We start from the raw sequence: 19274 nt of genomic DNA on the forward strand, positions 1-19274 counted from the left end.
ACTCCGCGCCGCAAGCCTCCTCGCCGTCGTCGCACTCGGAGCCGCCACCGCCGCTCCGATCGCCTCGGCCGCCCCTCCCGTCGAGAAGGACACGCCATGCCAGCAATCGTCATCACCGGCGCCCAGTGGGGCGACGAGGGCAAGGGACGCGCCACCGACCTCCTCGGCAGCCGCGTCGACTACGTCGTGAAGTTCAACGGCGGCAACAACGCCGGGCACACCGTCGTGGTGGGCGACGAGAAGTACGCCCTGCACCTGCTCCCCTCCGGCATCCTCACCCCGGGCGTCGTCCCGGTCATCGCGAACGGCGTCGTCGTCGACATCGAGGTGCTGTTCCACGAGCTCGAGGCGCTGAGCGCCCGCGGCGTCGACGTGTCGAAGCTGCTCGTCAGCGCCAACGCGCACGTCATCACCAGCTACCACCGCACCCTCGACAAGGTGACGGAGCGCTTCCTCGGCAAGCGCCAGATCGGCACCACCGGCCGCGGCATCGGCCCGGCGTACGCCGACAAGATCAACCGCGTCGGCATCCGCATCCAGGACCTCTTCGACGAGAACATCCTCCGCCAGAAGGTCGAGGGCGCCCTCGACCAGAAGAACCACCTGCTGGTGAAGGTCTACAACCGCCGCGCGATCCTGGTCGAGCAGGTGCTGGAGGACCTGCTGCAGTACACCGAGCGCCTGCGCCCGATGGTCGCCGACACGTCGCTGATCCTCTCGCAGGCGCTCGACGCCGGCAGGACGGTGCTGTTCGAGGCCGGCCAGGCCACGATGCTCGACGTCGACCACGGCACCTACCCGTTCGTCACCTCCTCCAACGCGACCTCGGGAGGAGCGGCCACCGGCTCCGGAGTCGCACCGAACCGCATCGACCGCGTCATCGCGGTCATCAAGGCGTACACGACCCGCGTCGGCGCCGGCCCGTTCCCGACCGAGCTCTTCGACGAGTGGGGCGAGTACCTCCGCCGGCAGGGCTTCGAGTTCGGCACCACGACCGGCCGCCCGCGCCGCTGCGGCTGGTACGACGCCCCGATCGCCCGCTACTCGGCGCGGATCAACGGGGTCACCGACTTCGTCCTCACCAAGCTCGACGTGCTCTCGGGCCTCGAGACCATCCCCGTCTGCGTCGCCTACGACGTCGACGGCGTGCGCCACGACGAGGTCCCGGTCTCGCAGAGCGACTTCCACCACGCGAAGCCGATCTACGAGGAGTTCCCCGGCTGGCAGGAGGACATCTCCGGCTGCCGCGAGTTCTCGGACCTGCCGCAGACCGCGCAGGACTACGTGCGCGCGCTCGAGGCGATGAGCGGTGCCCGGTTCTCGGCGATCGGCGTCGGGCCGGAGCGCGAGCAGGTCGTCGTGCTGCACGACCTGCTCGACTAGAAGCGGCGAGGAGCCGGGTCGGGCAGACCTCTCGGAGGCGGCCGACGTGGTCACAACGGAGGAAGAACGTCGGGGACCTCGCGGAGTGACGCGGATCCCGGGCCCTCTCGACGAATCCTTCCGCCGGTGTGGACACGCCCGCCGCCGAGCGCGCCGGATAATCGGCGCATGCAGATCTACGCCGACCTCCCGGCCGTCCGCGCGCGGCAGATCATGGCCGACGCCCTCGCTCTCGGCGTGGCCGTCGTGGCGATCGCCGCGGGGATCGCGGTCGGCTCGCTGATCGCCGGCCTGGCCGAGATCGGCCGGCGGCTCGAGAGCGCCGGCAGCGGCTTCGGCTCGACCATGAGCGACGCCGGGACCACCCTCGGCGGCATCCCCCTGCTCGGCGACGCCGTGCGCGCGCCGTTCGACGAGGCGAGCGGGGCCGGCTCCGTGCTGGCCGCCGCCGGACGCGACCAGCAGCAGCTCGCGAGCGCCCTGGCCGTGGTCGCCGGGCTCGCCGTCGGGGGCCTCCCGCTCCTGCTCCTGGCCGTGCTCTGGCTCCGGCCCCGGCTCCGCTTCGCCCGCCGGACCGCCGAGCTGCGCGCCCTCGGCTCGACCGGTGGCGGAACCGAGCTGCTGGCCCTTCGCGCGCTCACCCGGGCGTCCCCCCGCGACATCCTCGCCGCGCACCCGGAGGCCGCCGCGGGCTGGCGGACCGGTGACCCCGCCGTCACCGCCGCGCTGGCGGCCCTCGCCCTCCGCCGGGCGGGGCTCCGGCCCCGCTGACCCCGCAGGACCATCGCGGATCCGCCGGAGGGATGACGCGGCGAGCCACTGCGGACGACGCCGGCGACACGGGTGCCTCCGTAGCGTCGAGGACATGCAGAACCAGACCTCCTCCGTCGTGGCGCGCGTCGAGGGCGTGCGCAAGCTCTACGGCAGCACGCCGCCCGTCGTCGCCCTCGACGACGTCACGCTCTCGATCGAGCGGGGCGAGTTCACCGCGGTGATGGGCCCCAGCGGATCCGGCAAGTCGACGCTCATGCACGTCCTCGCCGGCCTCGACACCGCCTCCTCCGGCCGCGTGTTCCTCGGGGACGCCGAGATCACCTCGATGAGCGACGTCGAGCTGACCGTGCTCCGCCGCCGCAGCGTCGGCTTCGTCTTCCAGGCCTTCAACCTCGTCCCCACGCTCGACGTGCGCGGAAACATCCGCCTCCCGTTCGAGCTCGACGGCCGCTCCGTGACCGGCGACGAGGAGCAGTGGATCGCCCGGCTGATCGAGTCCCTCGGGCTCCGCGAGCGCCTCACGCACCGGCCCCACGAGCTCTCGGGCGGGCAGCAGCAGCGTGTGGCGATCGCCCGCGCCCTCGCCACCCGGCCGCAGCTGATCTTCGCCGACGAGCCCACCGGCAACCTGGACTCGCGCACCGGCCGCGAGGTCCTCAGCCTGCTCCGGGCCTCCACCCGCGAGTACGGCCAGTCGATCGCGATGGTCACCCACGACCCGATCGCGGCGGCCTACGCCGACCGCATCGTCTTCCTCCGCGACGGGGCCGTCGTCGACGACCGCCGCGGGATGAGCGCCGAGGAGATCTCGCGCGCGATGTTCACGATGGAGGGCGCGGCGTGAGCGGCGTGCGCACGGGCTCGAGCCAGGGCGGGGGCGCCATCGTCACCGTCGCCGCACTCGCCGCGGCGTTCGGCGCCGTGCTGGTGCAGGTCATCGCCGACATGGTCGCGGCCTTCGCGGCAGCGGGGATCGACGGCATCGGCCAGGTCGCCCTCATGCTCGGGATGGTCGGCGCCGTCTTCTTCGGCATCGCGGTGTTCGTGGGCGGGATCGTCACGGCCAACGCGGTCTCGACCGTCATCGCCGGGCGCACCCGCGAGATCGCCCTGCTGCGCCTGCTCGGCGCCTCCGGCCGGTCGCTGCGCAGCGGGATCGTCCGCACGGGCCTCCTGCAGGGGCTCCTCGGAGCGGCGATCGGCCTGGTCGCCGGCGTCGCTCTCGTGGCGCTCGCCGCGGAGCTCGCCATCCGGAGCGGCACCCTGCCCCGCTTCGACTACCCGCTCGTCTCGCCCGGCCTCGTGCTGCCGCTGATCGCCGTGGTCGCCTCGACGGTCATCGCCTCGTGGTCCGGATCGCGCCGCGTGCTCGCGGTCGCGCCGTCGCAGGCCGCCGGATCCCCCGCCGAGCCCCGCTACGAGGAGCTGCGCGGCCGCACCGCCCGCAACATCACGGCGATCGTCTTCGTCGTGGTCGGCGCGCTGCTGCTCGCCGGCGGCGTGGTGTTCGGGCTGGCCAACCCCGGCGGCGTCCTCCTCGGGCTGGTCGGAGGCATGGCGTCCTTCACCGGCGTGATCCTCGGGGCGCCCGTCCTGCTCCCTCCGCTCACGGCCCTCGTGGGCCGCGCCTTCGGCCGGGGCCCCGTCGCCCGCCTGGCGTCCGCCAACGCCGTCCGCAATCCGGCGCGCAGCGCCCGCGCCGTCATCGGACTGGTCATCGGAGTGTCGCTGGTCACGATGTTCGCGGTCGCCGCCGCCACCTTCGGCACGATCATGGAGCGCTCGGGCGAGACGAATCCCGAGGTGATCGCGGCGTTCGAGCAGTTCATCCAGGTGAGCACCGCGGTGATGAGCGTCCTGCTCGGCTTCTCGGTCGTCCTGGCCGCCGTCGGCATGGTCAACACGCTGTCGCTCAGCGTGCTGCAGCGCCGGCGCGAGCTGGGCCTGCTCCGCGCGCTCGGCTTCACCGGCTCGCAGGTGCGGTCGATGGTGGTGCTCGAGGCTGCGCAGATGATCATCGCTGCCGCGGTGCTCGGCATCGTGCTCGGGATCGTCTACGGCTGGTGCGGCGCGATCTCGGTGTTCGGCTCGCTGCCGGGCATCGGACTGATCCCGCCGACCGTCCCGGTGCCGATCCTGGTGGCGGTGCTCGTGGTGGGCGTCGTGATCACGGTCGTCTCGGCCGTGCTGCCCGCCCGCCGCGCCACGAAGGTGTCGCCGGTCGCCGCTCTCGCCGTGGCCTGAGAGCCGGCGCCGCGCAGAACCCGCAGCCGGAGGGCCGGCGCCCTCACCACGGAGGACCCGGTGGCCGAAGGGCCGGCGCCGCGCAGAACCCGCAGCCGGAGGGCCGGCGCCCTCACACCACCGAGAACCCCGCGGCGAGGGGCTCCCGCCCGCTCAGCGCGAGCAGGAGCTCCTCGCCGCGTCCGGCTCGAGCGGCCAGCCCACCGGTCAGCGCGATGCACGCCTCGACGGCCTCGGCGGGCAGCACGTGCGGGATCCCGGTGGCCCGCGAGAGGTCGAGCGTGTGCACGACCAGCTCGAGCAGCCGGGTCCGGAGGTACTCGTCCAGCTCGATCGCGTGGCCGCCCACGGCGACGAGGCGGCCGGGACGCTGGGCGGCGACCAGCTCGACCGCGCGGCCCGCCGCCTCCGCCAGCGCCTGAGCCGGCCTGTCGCCGAGCAGCAGCCCCGCCTCGACCCCGCGTCGCGCCACCGCCGCGGGGTCGGCGACGTTCCCGGCCAGCGCGGCGTAGTAGTCGAGCGCGTCCTCGATGGTCGGCTCGGGCGGCTCCGGAGCGAGGAGGTACGCCTCGACCGTCAGCACCGCTCGCGACGCATGGCCCGCGAGGCCGCGGACGTCCCAGACACCGAGCCCCGGCTGCTCCCACTGGTCCTCCCGCACCTGCGCGAGCAGGCCGATGAGGGCGGCGGCGGCGGACTCGAACAGCGCGGCGGTGCTCATGGAGCCATGCTGGCACGGTGCCCCACACTGATCGCATGAGCAGTCCCCGCCGCCCCGGTCCCGTCACGCTCGTCGGCCGCTCGATCGTCCTCGAGCCGCTCGCCGCCGAGCACGTCGAGCCGCTCGGGCGGGCGATCGGGCGTCCGGAGGTGTTCGCCGGCGGCTACGGAGGAGGACCCGCCGGCCTCCCCGGCACCCCGGAGGAGTTCCGCGCCTTCGTCGACCGCTACTACCCCTGGGGCACGGGCCTGCCGTTCGCTGTGCTGCAGGAGGGGCGCGTCGTCGGCACGACCTCGCTGGCCGACTTCGACGAGACGCGCGAGGCGGCCCACCTCGGCTGGACGGCCTACGCGCCCGAGACGTGGGGCACCGTCGTGAACCCGGAGGCGAAGCGGCTGGTGCTCGGGCTCGCCTTCGACAGCGGCTACGAGCGGGTGAAGCTCCAGGCGGATGCGGTGAACGCGCGCTCGCGGGCCGCGATCCTCCGCCTCGGCGCCGTGTTCGAGGGGGTGCTCCGCCACGACCAGCGGCGGGCCGACGGCTCGTGGCGCGACACGGCCGTCCACTCGATCCTCGCGGCCGAGTGGCCGGCCGTCCGCGACGCGCTCGACCGCCGGATCGACGCGGCGCTAGCGCTCCCTCCCTCGACCGCGCAACCGCTGACCGGGCGGCCGCCCGAGGAGTAGGAAGGAGGCATGGAACGCATCCACTACGCCGGCAGCTCCGTGCTGACGGGTACCGCCATCGCGCGGTCGCTGCTGGCCTACGCGGAGGCGCTGGCGCTCACCAAGGGGTCGATCACGGTCGACATCCCGATCCGCCAGGAGTCCGGCCGGCCCGGACGGGCGGCGCTGCTGATCGGACCGGCGAGCCAGCTGTTCTCGGAGTCCGAGGACGACGGAGCCGAGGAACTGCTCGACGAGGAGCTCGTCGAGCGCTTCACCCGCGAGACGGCCCGCCTGGGCGTCTCGCACCCCGTGGCCGAGGAGGACGGCGGCGCCGGGCCCCTCTCCGCCGTCGACACCGAGATCCCGCACTTCCACGGGGAGGACGACTCCTGGTGAGCATCCGGGGCGCCGGTAGGATCGACACTCACGACTCCGCCCGATCCTTCGCGGACGGGCGACTTCCCGAACGGAGAACCGCCTGATGGGGCGACTGATCTACGACTCGACCCTCGAGGCCGACTTCGACGACCGTCTGCTGGCGCACCTGCAGATCGTGATCGGCTCGAAGCTCGCGCGCAACGAGTCCTTCTACTTCTCGTGGAAGGACTCGCAGGCGGTCGGCGACGGACGCACCTCGATCTGGCTGCACCCCGCCATCCCGCTGCGCTTCAAGTACCACGGCGGCCGTGCCCCGAACATCAACCCGGACTGGATCCGCCAGCTGCTCGCCGACTCGCACACGGCGCACGGGCTGCGGATCAGCGAGGAGCCCCACGGGACCGCCCGTCAGAGCGAGGAGAGCATGCTGTGAAGCGCGTCGAGATCATCTACGGCGGAGCGCCGTTCAGCCTGAGCGAGACGTCGGCCGCGGAGGTGCGCGAGAGCATCGACCGCGCCCTGGACGGCTCCGCGTCGCGCTGGATCACGGTGAACCAGGGCGAGGGCGAGCCCCGCGAGACCTCGATCCTGATCACGCCGGGAGTGGCGTTCTCGGTCGCCGACGTCGCGCACTGAGGTCGACGCCGCGGTCACGGTGATCGCCGCCGCTCACGCCGCCGGCCCGGGCCGGGGCGCTCGCACCGCCGGCCCGCCTCGGAACGGCTGCCGACCTCAATGCACCCGCCCCGCTCAGCCCGCCAGCACGCGCGGGAACTCCCCCGGGATCTCGCTCGCGAGGTACCCGGCCGGGCCGATCCGCGCGGAGAGGCGCGAGTCCGCCTCCGTGTGCAGGAACGCGCCCCACGCGGCCGCGCCCATCGGATCGACGCCGCGCCCGCGCAGGCCCGCCGTCGCTCCGGCGAGCACGTCGCCGCTGCCCGCGGTGGCCAGCCCGGGGTGCTCGCCCTCGATCCGCACCGCGTCGCCGTCCGGCGAGGCGATGGTGTTGAACAGGCTCACCACCGCGCCGTAGCGCTCGGCGACCGCGAGGGCGGCCCGTTCGACGTCGTCGACCTCCTCGCCGAGGAGCCGGGACGCCTCCTCCGAGTTCGGGGTCAGCAGGAGCCGGCCCGCGAGCCTCCGCGCGAGACGGCGCTGCCCGGGCAGGACTCCGAGCGGGAAGGCGTCGAGGTGCACGGCCGGCACGTCGTCGAGGAGCGGAGCGAGGGCACGGAGGGTCGCGGCGGTCGCGCGCGGGTCGTCCAGGCCGGGTCCGATCAGGGCGACGTCGGCGGAGGAGAGCTCGCCGGCCAGGACGTCGAGCCCGCGGCCCGAGACGGAGCCGGTGCGCGTCTCCGCGAGCGGGACAACTCCGCACTCCGGCAGCGCGACCGCGGTGGCCGACGCGACCGACTCGGCGACGCAGAGCGTGATGCGACCCGCGCCGGTCCGCAGCGCGGCGATCCCCGCGAGGATCGCGGCGCCGGGCGTCTTGCGGGCGCCGCCGACGACGACCACGTCGCCGCGGGAGTGCTTCGAGCCTCCGGGCTCCGGGAGGGGCCAGCGCTGCTCGAGCAGGGCGCGGGAGACGAGGTCACTCATGAGGGTCTCCTTCTCCGGCTGCGCGGTCGTCGTGCCGGGTGACGGGGGCGCCGGAGCGCTCGAGGTGGGACGTGCGGTTGAAGAGCTCGAGGCGCCACGCGTCGCCGTCGCGGACGAGACGCGTGACGGAGCCGTTGGCGACGGGCGTCGAGGCGCCGATGTCGAGCAGCTCGTGCTCGGAGAGGCCCTCGAGGACGTAGCGGAGGACGAGGACGACCGCGTCGTGGCAGAAGAGGATCGCCGGCCCGGGAGGCGCGGCGACGGCGAGGTGGTCGACGAAGGCGCGGACGCGGAGCGCGAGGTCCGTCCAGGCCTCTCCTCCCGGCGGCCGGTAGTAGAACTTGCCGAGCCACTCGCGCCGCGCCGCCTCCTCGGGCATCCGGGCCCGCACGCCGGCGGAGGTGAGGCGGTCGGTGACGCCGAGGTCGCGGTCGCGCAGGCGCTCGTCGGGGCGCAGCCGCAGGTCGATGCCGGCCTCTCCGAGGGCGAGGCGCGCGGTCGCGGAGGCGCGGCGGTAGGGCGACGTCCAGGCGGAGGCGGGCCGCGCCTCCTCGGCCAGCCAGCGGCCGAGCGCGCGCGCCTGCTCCTCGCCGGCGGGGGAGAGCTCGACGTCGGGGTCGCGGCGGTCGACGGCGATCTCGTGCGCCCCCGAGGCCTCGGCGGCGCTCGCCGCGATGTTGGCGAGGCTCTCGCCGTGGCGGACGAGGAGGAGCTCGGTCGGGCCGGTGGAGGAGGCGGGCATGGCTCCACGCTCCGCCTCGCGGGCCGTAGGCGCCAGGGGGTTCCGCCGCGGCGACGCGGGTTGCTACGGAGTCGTCAGGGGTTCCGCCGCCGTCAGGGCGCCTCTCCGTCGGCGCGCTCCTCCGCAGAGACCGCCGTGACGACCGCGGTGAGCGTCTCGGGGTCGCTCAGGATGCGGAAGTGCCCGCCGGTCTCGATCCGGACGTTGACCGCGCCCTCGAGCATGCTGCCCTCGGGGATGTGCGGATCGAAGAGGCCGAACACGGAGGTGATCCGCGCGTTCGCTCCGGAGCGGCTCGACAGCAGCAGGGTCGTGGCGTCGCGCGGCGAGAAGGCGCGCAGGCTCCGGAGGACCAGGTAGGGCGCGTAGCGGGAGCCGCCGAACGGAGTCGCCACGGCGACCATCCGGTCGACCCGGCCGTCCGGGTCGAGCTCGGTCATCACGTACTTGCCGATCAGTCCGCCCTTGCTGTGGGCGACGATCACCACGTCGCGGAGCCCGTGCTCGGCGAGGTAGGCGGCCACGTCCTCCGCGGTCCGGGCGACCGGGCGGCCGTTGCGGCCGAGGCTCGTCAGCACGTGGAGAGGGTGCCCGCGCTCGTGCAGCGGATCGATGATCGGGCGGAGGAAGGACCAGGTCTCCCAGATCCCCGGCAGGACCACGACGGGCCGCCGGTCGCCGTCGAGGTAGTCGTCCGGGGCGCGGCGCGAGAGGACGCCGCGTACCTGCCAGGCGACGGCGTAGGCGTAGTCGCGGATCCACCAGACGGCGTCGCGCACCAGGCGCCGGAGCCGGCTCATGCGGCGGGCTCCGACCGGAGGGGCAGCGGGGCGGCGGGCCTCTCGCCGAGCGCAGCGGCGAAGCGGAGGATCTCGCGGGCGAGCGCTCCGGGCTCGGTGCGGGGGACGACGTGGCGCGAGCCGGCGAACTCGACGAGCCGCCCCTCGCGCGCGCGGGCCGTGAGCCGCTCGCACCAGTCACGGGTGGCGATCGGATCGTCGCGGCCGCGGGCGACGAGGACCGGCACCTCCAGTCGGGCGACGCGCTCCTGCACCGGATGCCTCAGCATCTCGGGCAGCTGGCGCAGGTACCAGCGCAGGCCGCCGCGCAGGTAGTCGGCCAGCAGGATCGCGTCGACGCCCACCGGCTCGCCGAGGCAGTCCCGCAGCAGCGCGAGCCCCTGGCGGACCGCTCCGGGCCGCTGCGGATCCACCACCGGCCCGATCAGCACCGCGCCGTCGACCAGGCCGGGCGCGCGCAGCCCCAGCTCGACCGCCACCTGCGACCCCATCGAGTGCCCGACGACGACCGCGCGCGAGACGCCCAGTCCGCGGAGGACCTGCTCGACCTGCCGCGCGTGGTCCTCGAGGCCGACCCTCCGCCGCGGTCGCCCGTTCGCGCCGAAGCCGGCGAGGTCGACGCCGATCACCCGGCCGTGCCGCTTCAGGCGGGCGGCGAGCGGCGAGAAGGTGTGGTGCGACATCCCGATCCCGTGGATCAGGACGAACACCGCGCCCGCTCCGGCCGGACCGGTGTCGACCGTCCGCAGCGTGACGCCCTCGACCTCGTGTCGCACGGGGAGGGCGCGGCGGGGCGGTGTCGGCAGCATCGTCCCAGGCTAGGGATCGGCGGCCGGCCGCGCGGGGGGATGCGCCCGCTCCCGCCGTGGTCTAGGCCGCATCCGCCCTGGGGAGGAGCGTTCACCCCGCCGGCCGCCGGCGGTCCCCGCCGAGCGTCCCGTCGTGCCCGCTGTCAAGCGGCTCCTCCGCGGCGGCGCCCCTGCCTAGCCTCGGAGGAGGGGGTCGGCGTACGCCGCTCCCGGAGGGATGACGCCATGCGGATCGCGATCGTCGGGGCGACCGGCAACCTGGGGACGGCGCTGCTGCGGCGCCTGCACGGCGAGGCCGGGGTGGAGGAGATCGTGGGCATCGCCCGCCGGGCCCCTCGGCTCCGCTCGGAGGAGTACCGCGACGTGCGCTGGGTCGAGATCGACCTCGCGTCGAGCGTCGCCCCGCGGCGGCTCCGCGAGGCCTTCGCCGGCGTCGACGCCGTCGTCCACCTCGCCTGGGCGCTGCAGCCCAGCCACGACGAGCCGTTCCAGCGGCTGGTCGACGTCGGAGGCACCGCGGCCGTGCTCGAGGCGGTCGCCGCCGCGGGAGTCGGCCAGGTCGCCGTCGCCTCGTCCGTGGGCGCCTACAGCGCCGCGCCGAAGTCGATCCGGGTGACCGAGGACTGGCCCACGGGCGGCCTGCACACCTCGACCTACAGCCGCCACAAGGCCGCGAACGAGCGGCAGCTCGACGCCTTCGAGGAGCGGCACCCCGAGATCGTCGTCACACGCCTGCGCCCGGGGCTCGTCTTCCAGCGCGGAGCGGCGACGGAGATCGCCGGGCTCTTCGCCGGTCCCCACTACCCGACGCGGTGGCTGAAGGCGGTCCGGATCCCGGTCCTGCCGCTGCCGCGGAGCATCGTCTTCCAGGGCGTGCACGCCGACGACGTGGCCGACGCCTTCTGGCGCGCGCTCGACCGGCGCGCCGGCGGGGCCTTCAACATCGCGGCCGAGCCGGTCCTCACTCCGGAGCGGCTGGCGCACGCCTTCGGCGCCCGCCTGGTCACGGTGCCGTTCGGGCTGCTCCGCTCCGTCGTCACCGCGACCTGGCACCTGCGCCTGCAGCGCACCGACGCGGGCTGGCTCGACATCGCGGGCAACGTCCCGGTGATGTCGACCGAGCGCGCCCGCGCCGAGCTCGGCTGGGCGCCGACCCGCACGGCCGAGGAGGCGCTCGCCGAGCTCGTGGCCGGCCTGGCCGACCGCTCGACCGTCCCGGGCTCGCCCCCGCTCCGGGGATGATCCGGCCGGGAGTCGATCAGAGGCGAGCCCTCCCGGTCAGTCGGCGACGCGGATGAGCACCTTTCCCGTCGTGCCCTGCTCGACCGCGTCGTGGGCGGCCGCGGTCTCCTCGAGCGGGAACCAGGTCAGCGGGAGGCCCGCCTCCTCGCCCACCGGGAGCGCGCCGTCGACGAGCGCCGCGGTGATGTCCTCGGCCGCGGCCTGCAGCGCCTCCTCGCCCACGGTGTAGAGCAGCAGGCCCTGCCAGCGGGCGTTCTTCGCGAAGCTCGCGACGATCGGCACGGTGAACTCGTCGCCGTTGTTGTTCGCGTAGTACCCGATGCTGCCGTGGTTGGCGAGCACCTCGACGTCGAGCGCGGCGTTCTGAGCCGGTGCGACCTCGACCACGTGCTGGACGCCCTCGGGGGCGAGCTCGCGGATCCGGTCGGCGAGCGCGTCGTCCGGGTACTGCAGCACGTGCTGCGCACCGGCCGCACGGGCGAGCCGCTCCTTGGAGTCGCTGCTCACCGTCGCGATGACGGTCGCCCCGGCCCAGACCGCGAGCTGGATCGCGGCGTGCCCGACGGCTCCGGCGCCGCCCTGGACCAGGACGGTGCGGCCGGCGAGGGCGCCGGGGGCGAGGCGGGAGGGGCCGTGCTCGTGCACGGTGAGGGCGCGGTGGGCGGTCATCGCGGGGACGCCGAGGCTCGCGGCGACGTCGGTGCCGACGCCCTCGGGCAGGCGCACGACGTGCTCAGCGGCGAGCACCGCCGACTCCTGCGCGGTGCCGGTGGGGCGGCGGTGCGCGGAGAGGTACATCCAGACCCGGTCGCCGACGGCCAGGCCCTCGACGCCCTCGCCGAGCGCCTCGACGACACCGGCGCCGTCCTGGTTCGGCACGACCTCGTCGAACGCGAGGTCGCCGTCGGCGCGCGCCTTCCAGTCGGTCGGATTCACGCCCGACGCCAGGACGCGGACGCGGACCTCGCCGGCGCCCGGCGCCCGCTCCTCCCGGTCGACGAGGGAGAGGACGGAGGAGTCACCGGTGCGGGAGTAGACGATCGATCGCATACGGAGGGCAAGGAGCGCGGGCGGCGGTGTATTCCCGGCGGCACGACGAAGGGCGGCGGGCCCGGAGGCCCACCGCCCTGTCAGCGCCGACGGATCAGTGCTGCACGTCCTCCTGGACGGCGTGCTTGGCCTCGCGGGCAGAGTCCTTCACGTCGTCGGTGGCGGAGGTGCCCGCCTCCTTGACGTTCTGCGCGGCGTCGGTCGCGGTCTCCTTGACGGAGGCGAAGGCCTGCTGCGCGGGCTCGCGGAGCTCGCTCGCCGCCTCCTTGGCCGCGTCGGTCACCTTGTCGACGACCGGCTGGGCCTGCTCCTTGACGCGGCTCGCCGCCTCCTTCTCCTTGCTGGAGGCGGGGATGAGCGAGGCGACGAGGAGTCCGGCGCCGAGGGCGATGAGCCCCACGGCGAACGGGTTGCCCTCGGCCTTGGCCTTCGCCGAGCCCGCACCGCTCGAGAGCGAGTCGGAGGCGTCGTGCGCCGAGCCCATCACGCGGTCGCGGACGGAGCCCACGGCCGACTTGACCTTGTCGGTCTGACGCTGCGCGATGGCGGACGGGCTGACCTTCTCGGCCAGCGCGTCGACGTCTCCGCCGAGCTCGAGGCGCGTGCGCTCGATGTCCGCCCGGATCTCCTCGGGTGTCTTGTTCTGTCCTGCGTCGTACGTCATCGTCCTGCCCCGTTCGGCTTGAGGGTGTCGGGAATCTTCTTGAGGGAGTCGACCGTCTCGGGAGCGCCGTCGACCTGCTTCAGGCTCTTGCGGCCCACCGCGTAGAGGATCGCGGCCACGATCGCCCAGATGACGGCCACGACCACTCCGGACCAGCCGTTGCCGATCAGAGTGCCCAGGCCCCACCAGAGGGCGATCGAGAGGAAGAGCACGGCCATCAGCGCGGCGTACCCCGCCCCGCCGAGGAGGCCCGCTCCCTTGCCCGCCTTGCCGGCGGACTCCTTGAGCTCGGCCTTGGCGAGGGCCATCTCCTGGCGGATCAGGGTGGAGAGGTCGCGCGAGACCTCGCCGAGCAGATCGCCCAGCGACGTCGACCCGGCCCGCTGGTCGGGCGTCTCCGTCGAGCGGTGGACGCCCGTCGGGTCGGTCACAGCCGGCCGCCGTTCGGGAAGCCGCCGTCGAGCGGGTCGGCGACGGGCTCGGTCGGCGCGTAGTCGCGCTCGAGGGAGCTCGATCCGACGGTGCCGTAGGCGGACGCGACGGGCGCGTCGTACGCGGAGGCGTCGGAGTACGCGGTGGTCGAGGCGGGGGCGTCGAACTCGGGCCCGTCGGTGCGGGTGCTCGTCGCCTCCTTCTCGTCCTTCGCCTCGGCGGTCAGGGCGCGGATGAGGCGCCCGCCGACGAGTCCCGTCGCCGCGGCGATGAGGATGAAGGCACCCGGGCGGCGGCGGGCGAACGCGCGGACGTCGTCGAGGAGCTCGGACGGGTCGCGGTTCTCGAGCCACGAGGCCACACCCTGCACGCGGGTGGCCGCCTGGGAGACGAGCTTCGCGGCGGCGTTGTCGCTGCCGCCCTCGCCGTTGGCCAGCGCGGTCAGGTCGTCGCTGAAGGCGCGGGCGCCCTTGGCGGCGTTCTCCTTCTGGGCGTGGGCCTGCTCGGTGAGCTGGGTGCGGCTCTGGTCGTAGAGGTCCTTGACCTGGACCTTGGCCTCCTGGACCACGTTGGCGGCCTCGTCCTTGCCGGTCGAGAGCACTTCGCTCGCGGCCTGCTTGGCGTCGCCGGCGACGGCGCCGGCCTGGTCCTTGGCGGTGCCCGCGGCGGCGCTCGCCTTCTCCTTCGCGGAGTCGGCCGTGCTGCCCGAGGAGGAGCCGGAGGAGGTGTCCGTGGAGGCGACGTGCGCCCCGCTGTCGATGGGGGTCTCGGTCGCGCCGAAGTTCGCGGCGCCGTCTCCGAACGGAGGTGAAGCGGGATCGATGTTCGACATCGTCTGTCCCTTCCAGGATCGAGTGGGGAATGAATGCGTGCCGGCGTCGCCAGTCTGTTCGGGCCCTCGAGTACCGGGAAGGGCATAGCGGCTGACCCCCCGATGGGGCTACCATCCCGCGCCCATGAGGGCGGGGCCCGAGAGCCCGTGGATCGACTGCTCCGCCACCGCGTCAAGCCCCTTCTGACCCGCGAACAGGGCTCCCTACCGTCGAGAGGACAGACATCGGACGTCCGCACCCGGATCCGCCCGGCTACCCCGGAAAGGCAACCAGTCATGTTCTTCCACCGTCAGGAACTCCAATTCACGTCCACGCCCTCGAAGCCCGACGCGGTCTTCGCCCGCCGCTTCCAGGAGGTGCTCGGCGGCCAGTACGGCGAGATCACCGTGGCGATGCAGTACGGCTTCCAGGCCTGGAACGCCCACGACCCGGGCAAGTACCGGGACCTGCTCTTCGGCATCGGCGCCGAGGAGTTCGGCCACGTCGAGATGATCGCCGTGATGATCGCCCAGCTGCTCGAGAAGGCCCCGGTCGAGCAGTCCGAGGACGCGATGAAGAAGGACCCCGTGCTCGCGGCGGTCATCGGCGGCTCCGACGTGCAGCACGCCATCGTGGCCGGCGCCGGCGCGCGCCCCGTCGACAGCATGGGCAACCCGTGGCAGGGCTCCTACATCACCGCCAGCGGCAACCTGCTGGCCGACTTCACCGCCAACGCGAACGCGGAGATGCAGGGCCGGCTCCAGGTCGCCCGGCTCTACCACATGACCGACGACCACGGCGTGCGCGACCTCCTGTCGTTCCTCCTGGCCCGCGACACCATGCACCAGAACCAGTGGATCGCGGCGGCCGCCGAGCTGCGCGCGGAGGGCCGGGAGGACCTGCCCGTGCCCTCGAACTTCCCGATCTCGAAGGAGGAGCGCTCCGTGTCGTACGAGTACATCAACTTCTCGGACGGAGCAGCGGCCTCCGAGGGCAGCTGGGCCTCGGGCCCGACCCCGGACGGCAAGGGAGAGTTCAGCTACCGTGTCGCGGAGCCCGGCGGCAACGTCCCGATGCCCCCGCCCACGCAGCCGGACGAGCGCCTCTACGGCACCGACCCGAAGCCGAACATCGTCGAGAAGGCAGTGGGGGCCGTCAAGGACGCGGTGACGGGCAAGTGAGCGCCGCACGGGTCCTCGGGGCGCTCGGCGCCTCCGCTCTGACGATCGGCCTGCTGGCCGGCTGCACCGGCGACGCCCAGACGCCGTACCAGTCGGGGAGCGCGGTGCCCACCAGCGCCGACGACGGATCGTCGCAGACGCCCACGAACGCGCCCTCGCAGTCCGCTCCGTCCGAGTCCGCCACCCCGGCGACCTGATCCCGCGCCCTCGGCCGGCCGGCCCCGGTCGAGGGCGCGAATCATCGCAGTCCAGCGGGCACCCGGGCAAGCCCCTTCCCGCTCCCAGGAAGCGGGCAGTTCCCGGTCCTACGGTCGTGCCAACGATCAGCGAAGGAGGCACCACCATGGGGCTCGATGACAAGATCAAGAACGCCGCTCAGGACATCGCCGGCAAGGCGAAGGAAGCCCTGGGCGACCACAAGAACGACGACAGCCTGAAGGCCGAAGGCCAGAAGGACCAGGCCGCGGCCTCGGCCAAGAAGGCCGGCGAGGACGTCAAGGACGTCTTCAAGTAGGTCTCGGCAGTACCGCGAAGGCGGCGCTCCCCTCGGGGGGCGCCGCCTTCGCTGTTCCCCGGCTAGGGGTGCAGGACGACCTTGATGCAGCCGTCCTCCTTCTTCTGGAAGGTCTCGTAGAGGGCCGGAGCGTCCTCGAGCGGCGCCCGGTGGGTCACGAGGTCCATCACGCCGAGCGGATCGGAGGAGTCCTCCACCAGCGGCAGCAGGTCGTCGATCCAGCGCTTCACGTTGCACTGGCCCATCCGCACCGTCACCTGCTTGTCGAACATCGACTTCAGCGGCATCGGGTCGGCCTCTCCGCCGTAGACCCCGCTCAGCGACACGGTGCCGCCGCGGCGCACCAGGTCGAGGGAGGCGTGCACTGCGGCGAGGCGGTCGACGCCGACCGTGTCCATCGCCTTGCGGGCGATCGGGTCGGGCAGGAGCCCCGCCATCGACTGCGCGAACGAGCCGACCGGCGAGCCGTGCGCCTCCATGCCGACCGCGTCGACGACGGAGTCGGGGCCGCGCCCGTCCGTGAGGTCGCGCAGCTGCGCGGCGATGTCGTCGGACAGGTCGAACGTCTCCACGCCGTACCGCTCGGCCATCGCGCGCCGCTCGGCGACGGGCTCCACGGCGAGGACGCGGTAGCCGCGGTGGGCGCCGATCCGCGCCGCGAACTGGCCGACAGGGCCGAGTCCGAAGACGACCAGGGTCCCGCCGTCGGGCACCTGCGCGTACTCCACGCCCTGCCACGCGGTGGGCACGATGTCGCTGAGGAAGAGGTAGCGCTCGTCCGGCAGGTCCGTGCCGACGACGATCGTGTTGTAGTCGGCCAGCGGCACGCGGAGCAGCTCGGCCTGCCCGCCGGGGACCTGGCCGTACATCTTCGTGTAGCCGAAGAGCGCCGCTCCCGAGCCGTACTCGGTGACCTGCGTCGTCTCGCACTGCGACTGCAGCCCTCGGCGGCACATGAAGCACTCGCCGCAGGCGATGGTGAAGGGCACGACGACCCGGTCGCCGGGCTTCAGGGTGGTGACTCCGGAGCCCACCTCCTCGACGACGCCCATGGGCTCGTGGCCGAGCACGTCCCCGCGGTCGATGTAGGGCCCGAGGAGGCGGTAGAGGTGCAGGTCGGAGCCGCAGATCGCGGTCGAGGTGATCCGGACGATCGCGTCGGTCGGCTGCTGGATGCGGGGGTCGGGGACGGTCTCGACCGAGACCTTCTCGATGCCCTGCCAGGTGAGTGCTCGCATGCTCGTGTCCGTTCTCCGGCTCGCGCCGGTCGGGGTCGGTGTCCCTCCACCGCACACCCGGAGGGCGCCGAGGGGGAGGGGCTTGACGCTCCCCGGAGCGTTCCCGAGGGGGATTCCCGGGAGAACGCACGGACGTGCATCCCGCGTTCACCCGACTCACGGCGGCCGAGTGGTGGGATGGGGGGATGGATGCTCTCTACACCGCCATCGCCCACGCCTCCGGTGGAGGACGCGACGGCCACGTCCGCACCGAGGACGACCGTCTCGACCTCGACACCCGCGCCCCGCAGGAGCTCGGCGGCTCCGGCGAGGGGACCAACCCCGAGCAGTTGTTCGCGGCCGGCTACTCCGCCTGCTTCCTCAGCGCCCTGCACGGAGCCGGTCGCCAGCTGAAGATCGACACGACCGACGCGGCCGTCTCGGCCAGCGTCTCGATCGGGAAGAACGACTCCGACGGCTTCGGCCTCTCGGTCGAGCTCGACGTCTACGTGCCGAAGGCGAGCTCCGAGGACGCGCAGAAGGTCGCCGACGCGGCGCACCAGCTCTGCCCGTACTCCAACGCCACCCGCGGCAACATCCCCGTGCAGATCAACCTGGTCGACTGACCGGGCCCTCTCGACGGCCCCTCCCGGACTCCGGGCAGGGGCCGTCGTCGTGTCCGGGGGCGGTCCGTTAGGGTCGGGGCATGACCGAGGAGCTGTCGCACGAGGAGCCGTCGCACGAGGAGTCCCTGGCGCGGGCCGAGCTCGTGCAGATCCGTCAGAGCATCGACAACATCGACGCGGCGCTGATCCACCTGCTCGCCGAGCGCTTCAAGTTCACGCAGAAGGTCGGCCGGCTGAAGGCCGCCCACGGGCTGCCCGCCGCGGACCTCGAGCGCGAGGCCCGCCAGATCGCGCGGCTGCGGGCGCTCGCCGAGGAGTCGCACCTCGACCCGGCGTTCGCCGAGAAGTTCCTCGGGTTCATCGTCGCCGAGGTCATCCACCACCACCAGCGCATCGCCGACGGCGCCGAGGACTGAGGCTCAGCCCTCGATCCGCAGCAGCCCCGCCGTGCGCTCGCGCAGCACGCCGAGCAGCAGCGGGTAGTCGGGGAAGAGCTGGTCGCGCCGCAGCGTCGGCACCCGCAGCCCGAGGGGGACCTCCGTGATGCGGCCGTTCGTCTCGGTGAGGGTCAGGCGGAGGCTATGGCTCCCCGTCGGGCTCGAGGCGACGACCGAGCGCAGAGCCTTGAGCGGGAAGATCAGCCCGTCGATCTGGATGGCCGACTCCGACACCACGATCGAGCCCGGCAGCCCGGGCCGCAGCGCCAGCCGCGCGGCGACCAGCCCGAGCGGGAGGGAGAGCGCCACGACGACCGCCCCCAGCGCGATCTGCGCGCGGTCGCCCGACGGGGATCCCGCGAGGGCGACGGCCAGGACGCCGGCGGCGAACGCCTCCGTGGCGACGACGACCAGGGCGACCGCCCGGCGCTGGAGCGGAGCGCGGTGCGGCCGGAAGCGGACGGCCGAGGCGGGCCCGGCCAGAGCGGGCGGCAGAGCGTGGCGGACGCGGGCGGCGGCGCCGAGGTCGGCGAGCAGGGCGGCGAGGTCCTCCGGGCGGAAGTGGCCGCAGCGCACCTCGACTCCGTCGCCGCGGCACCAGGCGACGAAGCCGTCGCCGTCGGCGGACTCGAGGAAGCGGACCGACCGGCGGGGCCACTGCTCGCGGCGGCGGCGGCCGCGCATCAGCACGACCTGCGTCTCGGTCGTCATCACGCGGGTGGGGGAGACGACGAAGAGCGAGACCGCCGAGGCCAGTCCGATGACGACGGTGAGGGCGAGGAGGCCGAGCGCGAGCACCGACTCGTCGAGGACGCCGCGGCGGTCCGCGAGGACGGCGAACGGGATGAGCACGGCCGCGAGGCCGGCGCCGAGGAGCCGCAGGAGGAGGGCGCGGAGGCGTCGCAGGACCGATGGGCCGTACACCCGTCGCGTCCGGATCGCCATCGGTTCCGACTCCATCGCGTCAGGCTAGCCCCG

Annotated in this window: 25 protein-coding genes; 14 read left to right on the forward strand and 11 right to left on the reverse strand. The window is 73.7% G+C overall.

The genetic code is table 11. The features are described 5' to 3' along the window. The first annotated feature begins 96 nt into the window (after positions 1-96). From C5C33_RS11390 to C5C33_RS11405, 4 genes are all read left to right on the forward strand, one after another. Positions 97-1383, forward strand: coding sequence for an adenylosuccinate synthase (locus tag C5C33_RS11390; protein WP_104234282.1), 1287 nt, complete (start codon positions 97-99; stop codon positions 1381-1383). 168 nt (positions 1384-1551) lie between these two features. Next, positions 1552-2154, forward strand: coding sequence for a hypothetical protein (locus C5C33_RS11395; protein WP_104261165.1), 603 nt, complete (start codon positions 1552-1554; stop codon positions 2152-2154). A 94-nt stretch (positions 2155-2248) separates the two neighbouring features. Continuing rightward, positions 2249-3001 (forward strand): ABC transporter ATP-binding protein, encoded by a 753-nt coding sequence (locus C5C33_RS11400; RefSeq protein WP_104261166.1) that lies wholly within the window; start codon positions 2249-2251, stop codon positions 2999-3001. Beyond that, positions 2998-4401 carry an ABC transporter permease gene (locus C5C33_RS11405; protein WP_104261167.1) on the forward strand — a complete coding sequence of 468 codons (1404 nt, stop codon included), beginning with the start codon at positions 2998-3000 and terminating at the stop codon, positions 4399-4401. The genes C5C33_RS11400 and C5C33_RS11405 overlap by 4 nt, the downstream gene beginning before the upstream one ends. Positions 4402-4513: 112 nt before the next feature. Here C5C33_RS11405 and C5C33_RS11410 read toward each other — a convergent pair whose 3' ends face one another. Beyond that, positions 4514-5122 carry a maleylpyruvate isomerase N-terminal domain-containing protein gene (locus C5C33_RS11410; protein WP_104261168.1) on the reverse strand — a complete coding sequence of 203 codons (609 nt, stop codon included), beginning with the start codon at positions 5120-5122 and terminating at the stop codon, positions 4514-4516. A 35-nt stretch (positions 5123-5157) separates the two neighbouring features. Here C5C33_RS11410 and C5C33_RS11415 point away from each other — a divergent pair, with 35 nt between their 5' ends. The 4 genes from C5C33_RS11415 to C5C33_RS11430 all read left to right on the forward strand — a co-directional run bounded on the left by C5C33_RS11415 (position 5158) and on the right by C5C33_RS11430 (position 6804). Continuing rightward, positions 5158-5808: a GNAT family N-acetyltransferase gene (locus C5C33_RS11415; protein WP_104258044.1), complete on the forward strand. Its 651-nt coding sequence runs from the start codon at positions 5158-5160 to the stop codon at positions 5806-5808. A 9-nt stretch (positions 5809-5817) separates the two neighbouring features. Continuing rightward, positions 5818-6186: a hypothetical protein gene (locus C5C33_RS11420; protein ID WP_104222777.1), complete on the forward strand. Its 369-nt coding sequence runs from the start codon at positions 5818-5820 to the stop codon at positions 6184-6186. A gap of 85 nt (positions 6187-6271) precedes the next feature. Continuing rightward, entirely contained in the window at positions 6272-6601 is a 330-nt protein-coding gene (locus C5C33_RS11425; RefSeq protein WP_104222776.1) for an ATP-dependent DNA ligase, read from the forward strand. Beyond that, positions 6598-6804 (forward strand): hypothetical protein, encoded by a 207-nt coding sequence (locus tag C5C33_RS11430; protein ID WP_104222775.1) that lies wholly within the window; start codon positions 6598-6600, stop codon positions 6802-6804. The genes C5C33_RS11425 and C5C33_RS11430 overlap by 4 nt, the downstream gene beginning before the upstream one ends. A 114-nt stretch (positions 6805-6918) precedes the next feature. Here the strand turns inward: C5C33_RS11430 and C5C33_RS11435 are convergent, their stop codons facing one another. From C5C33_RS11435 to C5C33_RS11450, 4 genes are all read right to left on the reverse strand, one after another. After that, the gene (locus tag C5C33_RS11435; protein ID WP_104234278.1) at positions 6919-7770 is read right to left on the reverse strand and encodes an NAD(P)H-hydrate dehydratase; all 852 of its coding nucleotides are present in this window, start codon (positions 7768-7770) and stop codon (positions 6919-6921) included. After that, positions 7763-8512 (reverse strand): histidine phosphatase family protein, encoded by a 750-nt coding sequence (locus C5C33_RS11440; RefSeq protein ID WP_104250670.1) that lies wholly within the window; start codon positions 8510-8512, stop codon positions 7763-7765. The genes C5C33_RS11435 and C5C33_RS11440 overlap by 8 nt, the downstream gene beginning before the upstream one ends. A gap of 92 nt (positions 8513-8604) precedes the next feature. Beyond that, positions 8605-9312 carry a triacylglycerol lipase gene (locus C5C33_RS11445; RefSeq protein ID WP_104239324.1) on the reverse strand — a complete coding sequence of 236 codons (708 nt, stop codon included), beginning with the start codon at positions 9310-9312 and terminating at the stop codon, positions 8605-8607. Then, positions 9309-10121 (reverse strand): alpha/beta fold hydrolase, encoded by an 813-nt coding sequence (locus tag C5C33_RS11450; RefSeq protein ID WP_104261169.1) that lies wholly within the window; start codon positions 10119-10121, stop codon positions 9309-9311. The genes C5C33_RS11445 and C5C33_RS11450 overlap by 4 nt, the downstream gene beginning before the upstream one ends. Positions 10122-10346: 225 nt before the next feature. Between C5C33_RS11450 and C5C33_RS11455 the strand changes: the two genes are divergently transcribed. Next, complete coding sequence (locus C5C33_RS11455) at positions 10347-11363, forward strand: NAD-dependent epimerase/dehydratase family protein (protein WP_104222770.1); 1017 nt, start codon at positions 10347-10349, stop codon at positions 11361-11363. A gap of 36 nt (positions 11364-11399) precedes the next feature. Here C5C33_RS11455 and C5C33_RS11460 read toward each other — a convergent pair whose 3' ends face one another. The 4 genes from C5C33_RS11460 to C5C33_RS19015 all read right to left on the reverse strand — a co-directional run bounded on the left by C5C33_RS11460 (position 11400) and on the right by C5C33_RS19015 (position 14341). After that, positions 11400-12413, reverse strand: coding sequence for an NADPH:quinone reductase (locus C5C33_RS11460; RefSeq protein WP_104261170.1), 1014 nt, complete (start codon positions 12411-12413; stop codon positions 11400-11402). A gap of 94 nt (positions 12414-12507) precedes the next feature. After that, on the reverse strand, positions 12508-13077 hold the full coding sequence (locus C5C33_RS11465; RefSeq protein WP_104222768.1) for a DUF3618 domain-containing protein: 570 nt from the start codon (positions 13075-13077) through the stop codon (positions 12508-12510). Next, positions 13074-13508 carry a phage holin family protein gene (locus C5C33_RS19010; RefSeq protein ID WP_104222767.1) on the reverse strand — a complete coding sequence of 145 codons (435 nt, stop codon included), beginning with the start codon at positions 13506-13508 and terminating at the stop codon, positions 13074-13076. The genes C5C33_RS11465 and C5C33_RS19010 overlap by 4 nt, the downstream gene beginning before the upstream one ends. Beyond that, entirely contained in the window at positions 13505-14341 is an 837-nt protein-coding gene (locus C5C33_RS19015; RefSeq protein WP_104261171.1) for a hypothetical protein, read from the reverse strand. Before C5C33_RS19015 ends, C5C33_RS19010 begins: the two co-directional genes overlap by 4 nt. A gap of 276 nt (positions 14342-14617) precedes the next feature. Between C5C33_RS19015 and C5C33_RS11480 the strand changes: the two genes are divergently transcribed. From C5C33_RS11480 to C5C33_RS11490, 3 genes are all read left to right on the forward strand, one after another. Next, positions 14618-15502, forward strand: a complete 885-nt coding sequence (locus C5C33_RS11480) for a manganese catalase family protein (RefSeq protein ID WP_104222765.1) — start codon at positions 14618-14620, stop codon at positions 15500-15502. Beyond that, positions 15499-15699, forward strand: a complete 201-nt coding sequence (locus C5C33_RS11485; RefSeq protein WP_104222764.1) for a hypothetical protein — start codon at positions 15499-15501, stop codon at positions 15697-15699. Before C5C33_RS11480 ends, C5C33_RS11485 begins: the two co-directional genes overlap by 4 nt. Before the next feature lie 146 nt (positions 15700-15845). Beyond that, positions 15846-16016 carry a CsbD family protein gene (locus C5C33_RS11490; RefSeq protein ID WP_104222763.1) on the forward strand — a complete coding sequence of 57 codons (171 nt, stop codon included), beginning with the start codon at positions 15846-15848 and terminating at the stop codon, positions 16014-16016. 62 nt (positions 16017-16078) lie between these two features. On the opposite strand, the gene C5C33_RS11495 is transcribed toward C5C33_RS11490, so the two are convergent. After that, on the reverse strand, positions 16079-17254 hold the full coding sequence (locus C5C33_RS11495; RefSeq protein ID WP_104222762.1) for a zinc-dependent alcohol dehydrogenase: 1176 nt from the start codon (positions 17252-17254) through the stop codon (positions 16079-16081). Positions 17255-17439: 185 nt separating this feature from the next. Between C5C33_RS11495 and C5C33_RS11500 the strand changes: the two genes are divergently transcribed. Together C5C33_RS11500 and C5C33_RS11505 are read left to right on the forward strand one after the other, a co-directional pair. Further along, on the forward strand, positions 17440-17859 hold the full coding sequence (locus tag C5C33_RS11500; protein WP_104222761.1) for an organic hydroperoxide resistance protein: 420 nt from the start codon (positions 17440-17442) through the stop codon (positions 17857-17859). Between the two features lie 80 nt (positions 17860-17939). Beyond that, a complete protein-coding gene (locus tag C5C33_RS11505; RefSeq protein ID WP_104222760.1) occupies positions 17940-18275 on the forward strand; it encodes a chorismate mutase in 336 nt (111 codons plus the stop codon). 3 nt (positions 18276-18278) lie between these two features. Here C5C33_RS11505 and C5C33_RS11510 read toward each other — a convergent pair whose 3' ends face one another. Further along, the gene (locus C5C33_RS11510) at positions 18279-19256 is read right to left on the reverse strand and encodes a hypothetical protein (protein WP_146084420.1); all 978 of its coding nucleotides are present in this window, start codon (positions 19254-19256) and stop codon (positions 18279-18281) included. Positions 19257-19274: the final 18 nt, after the last annotated feature.

The sequence above is a fragment of the Rathayibacter sp. AY1H3 genome (genome assembly GCF_002932015.1).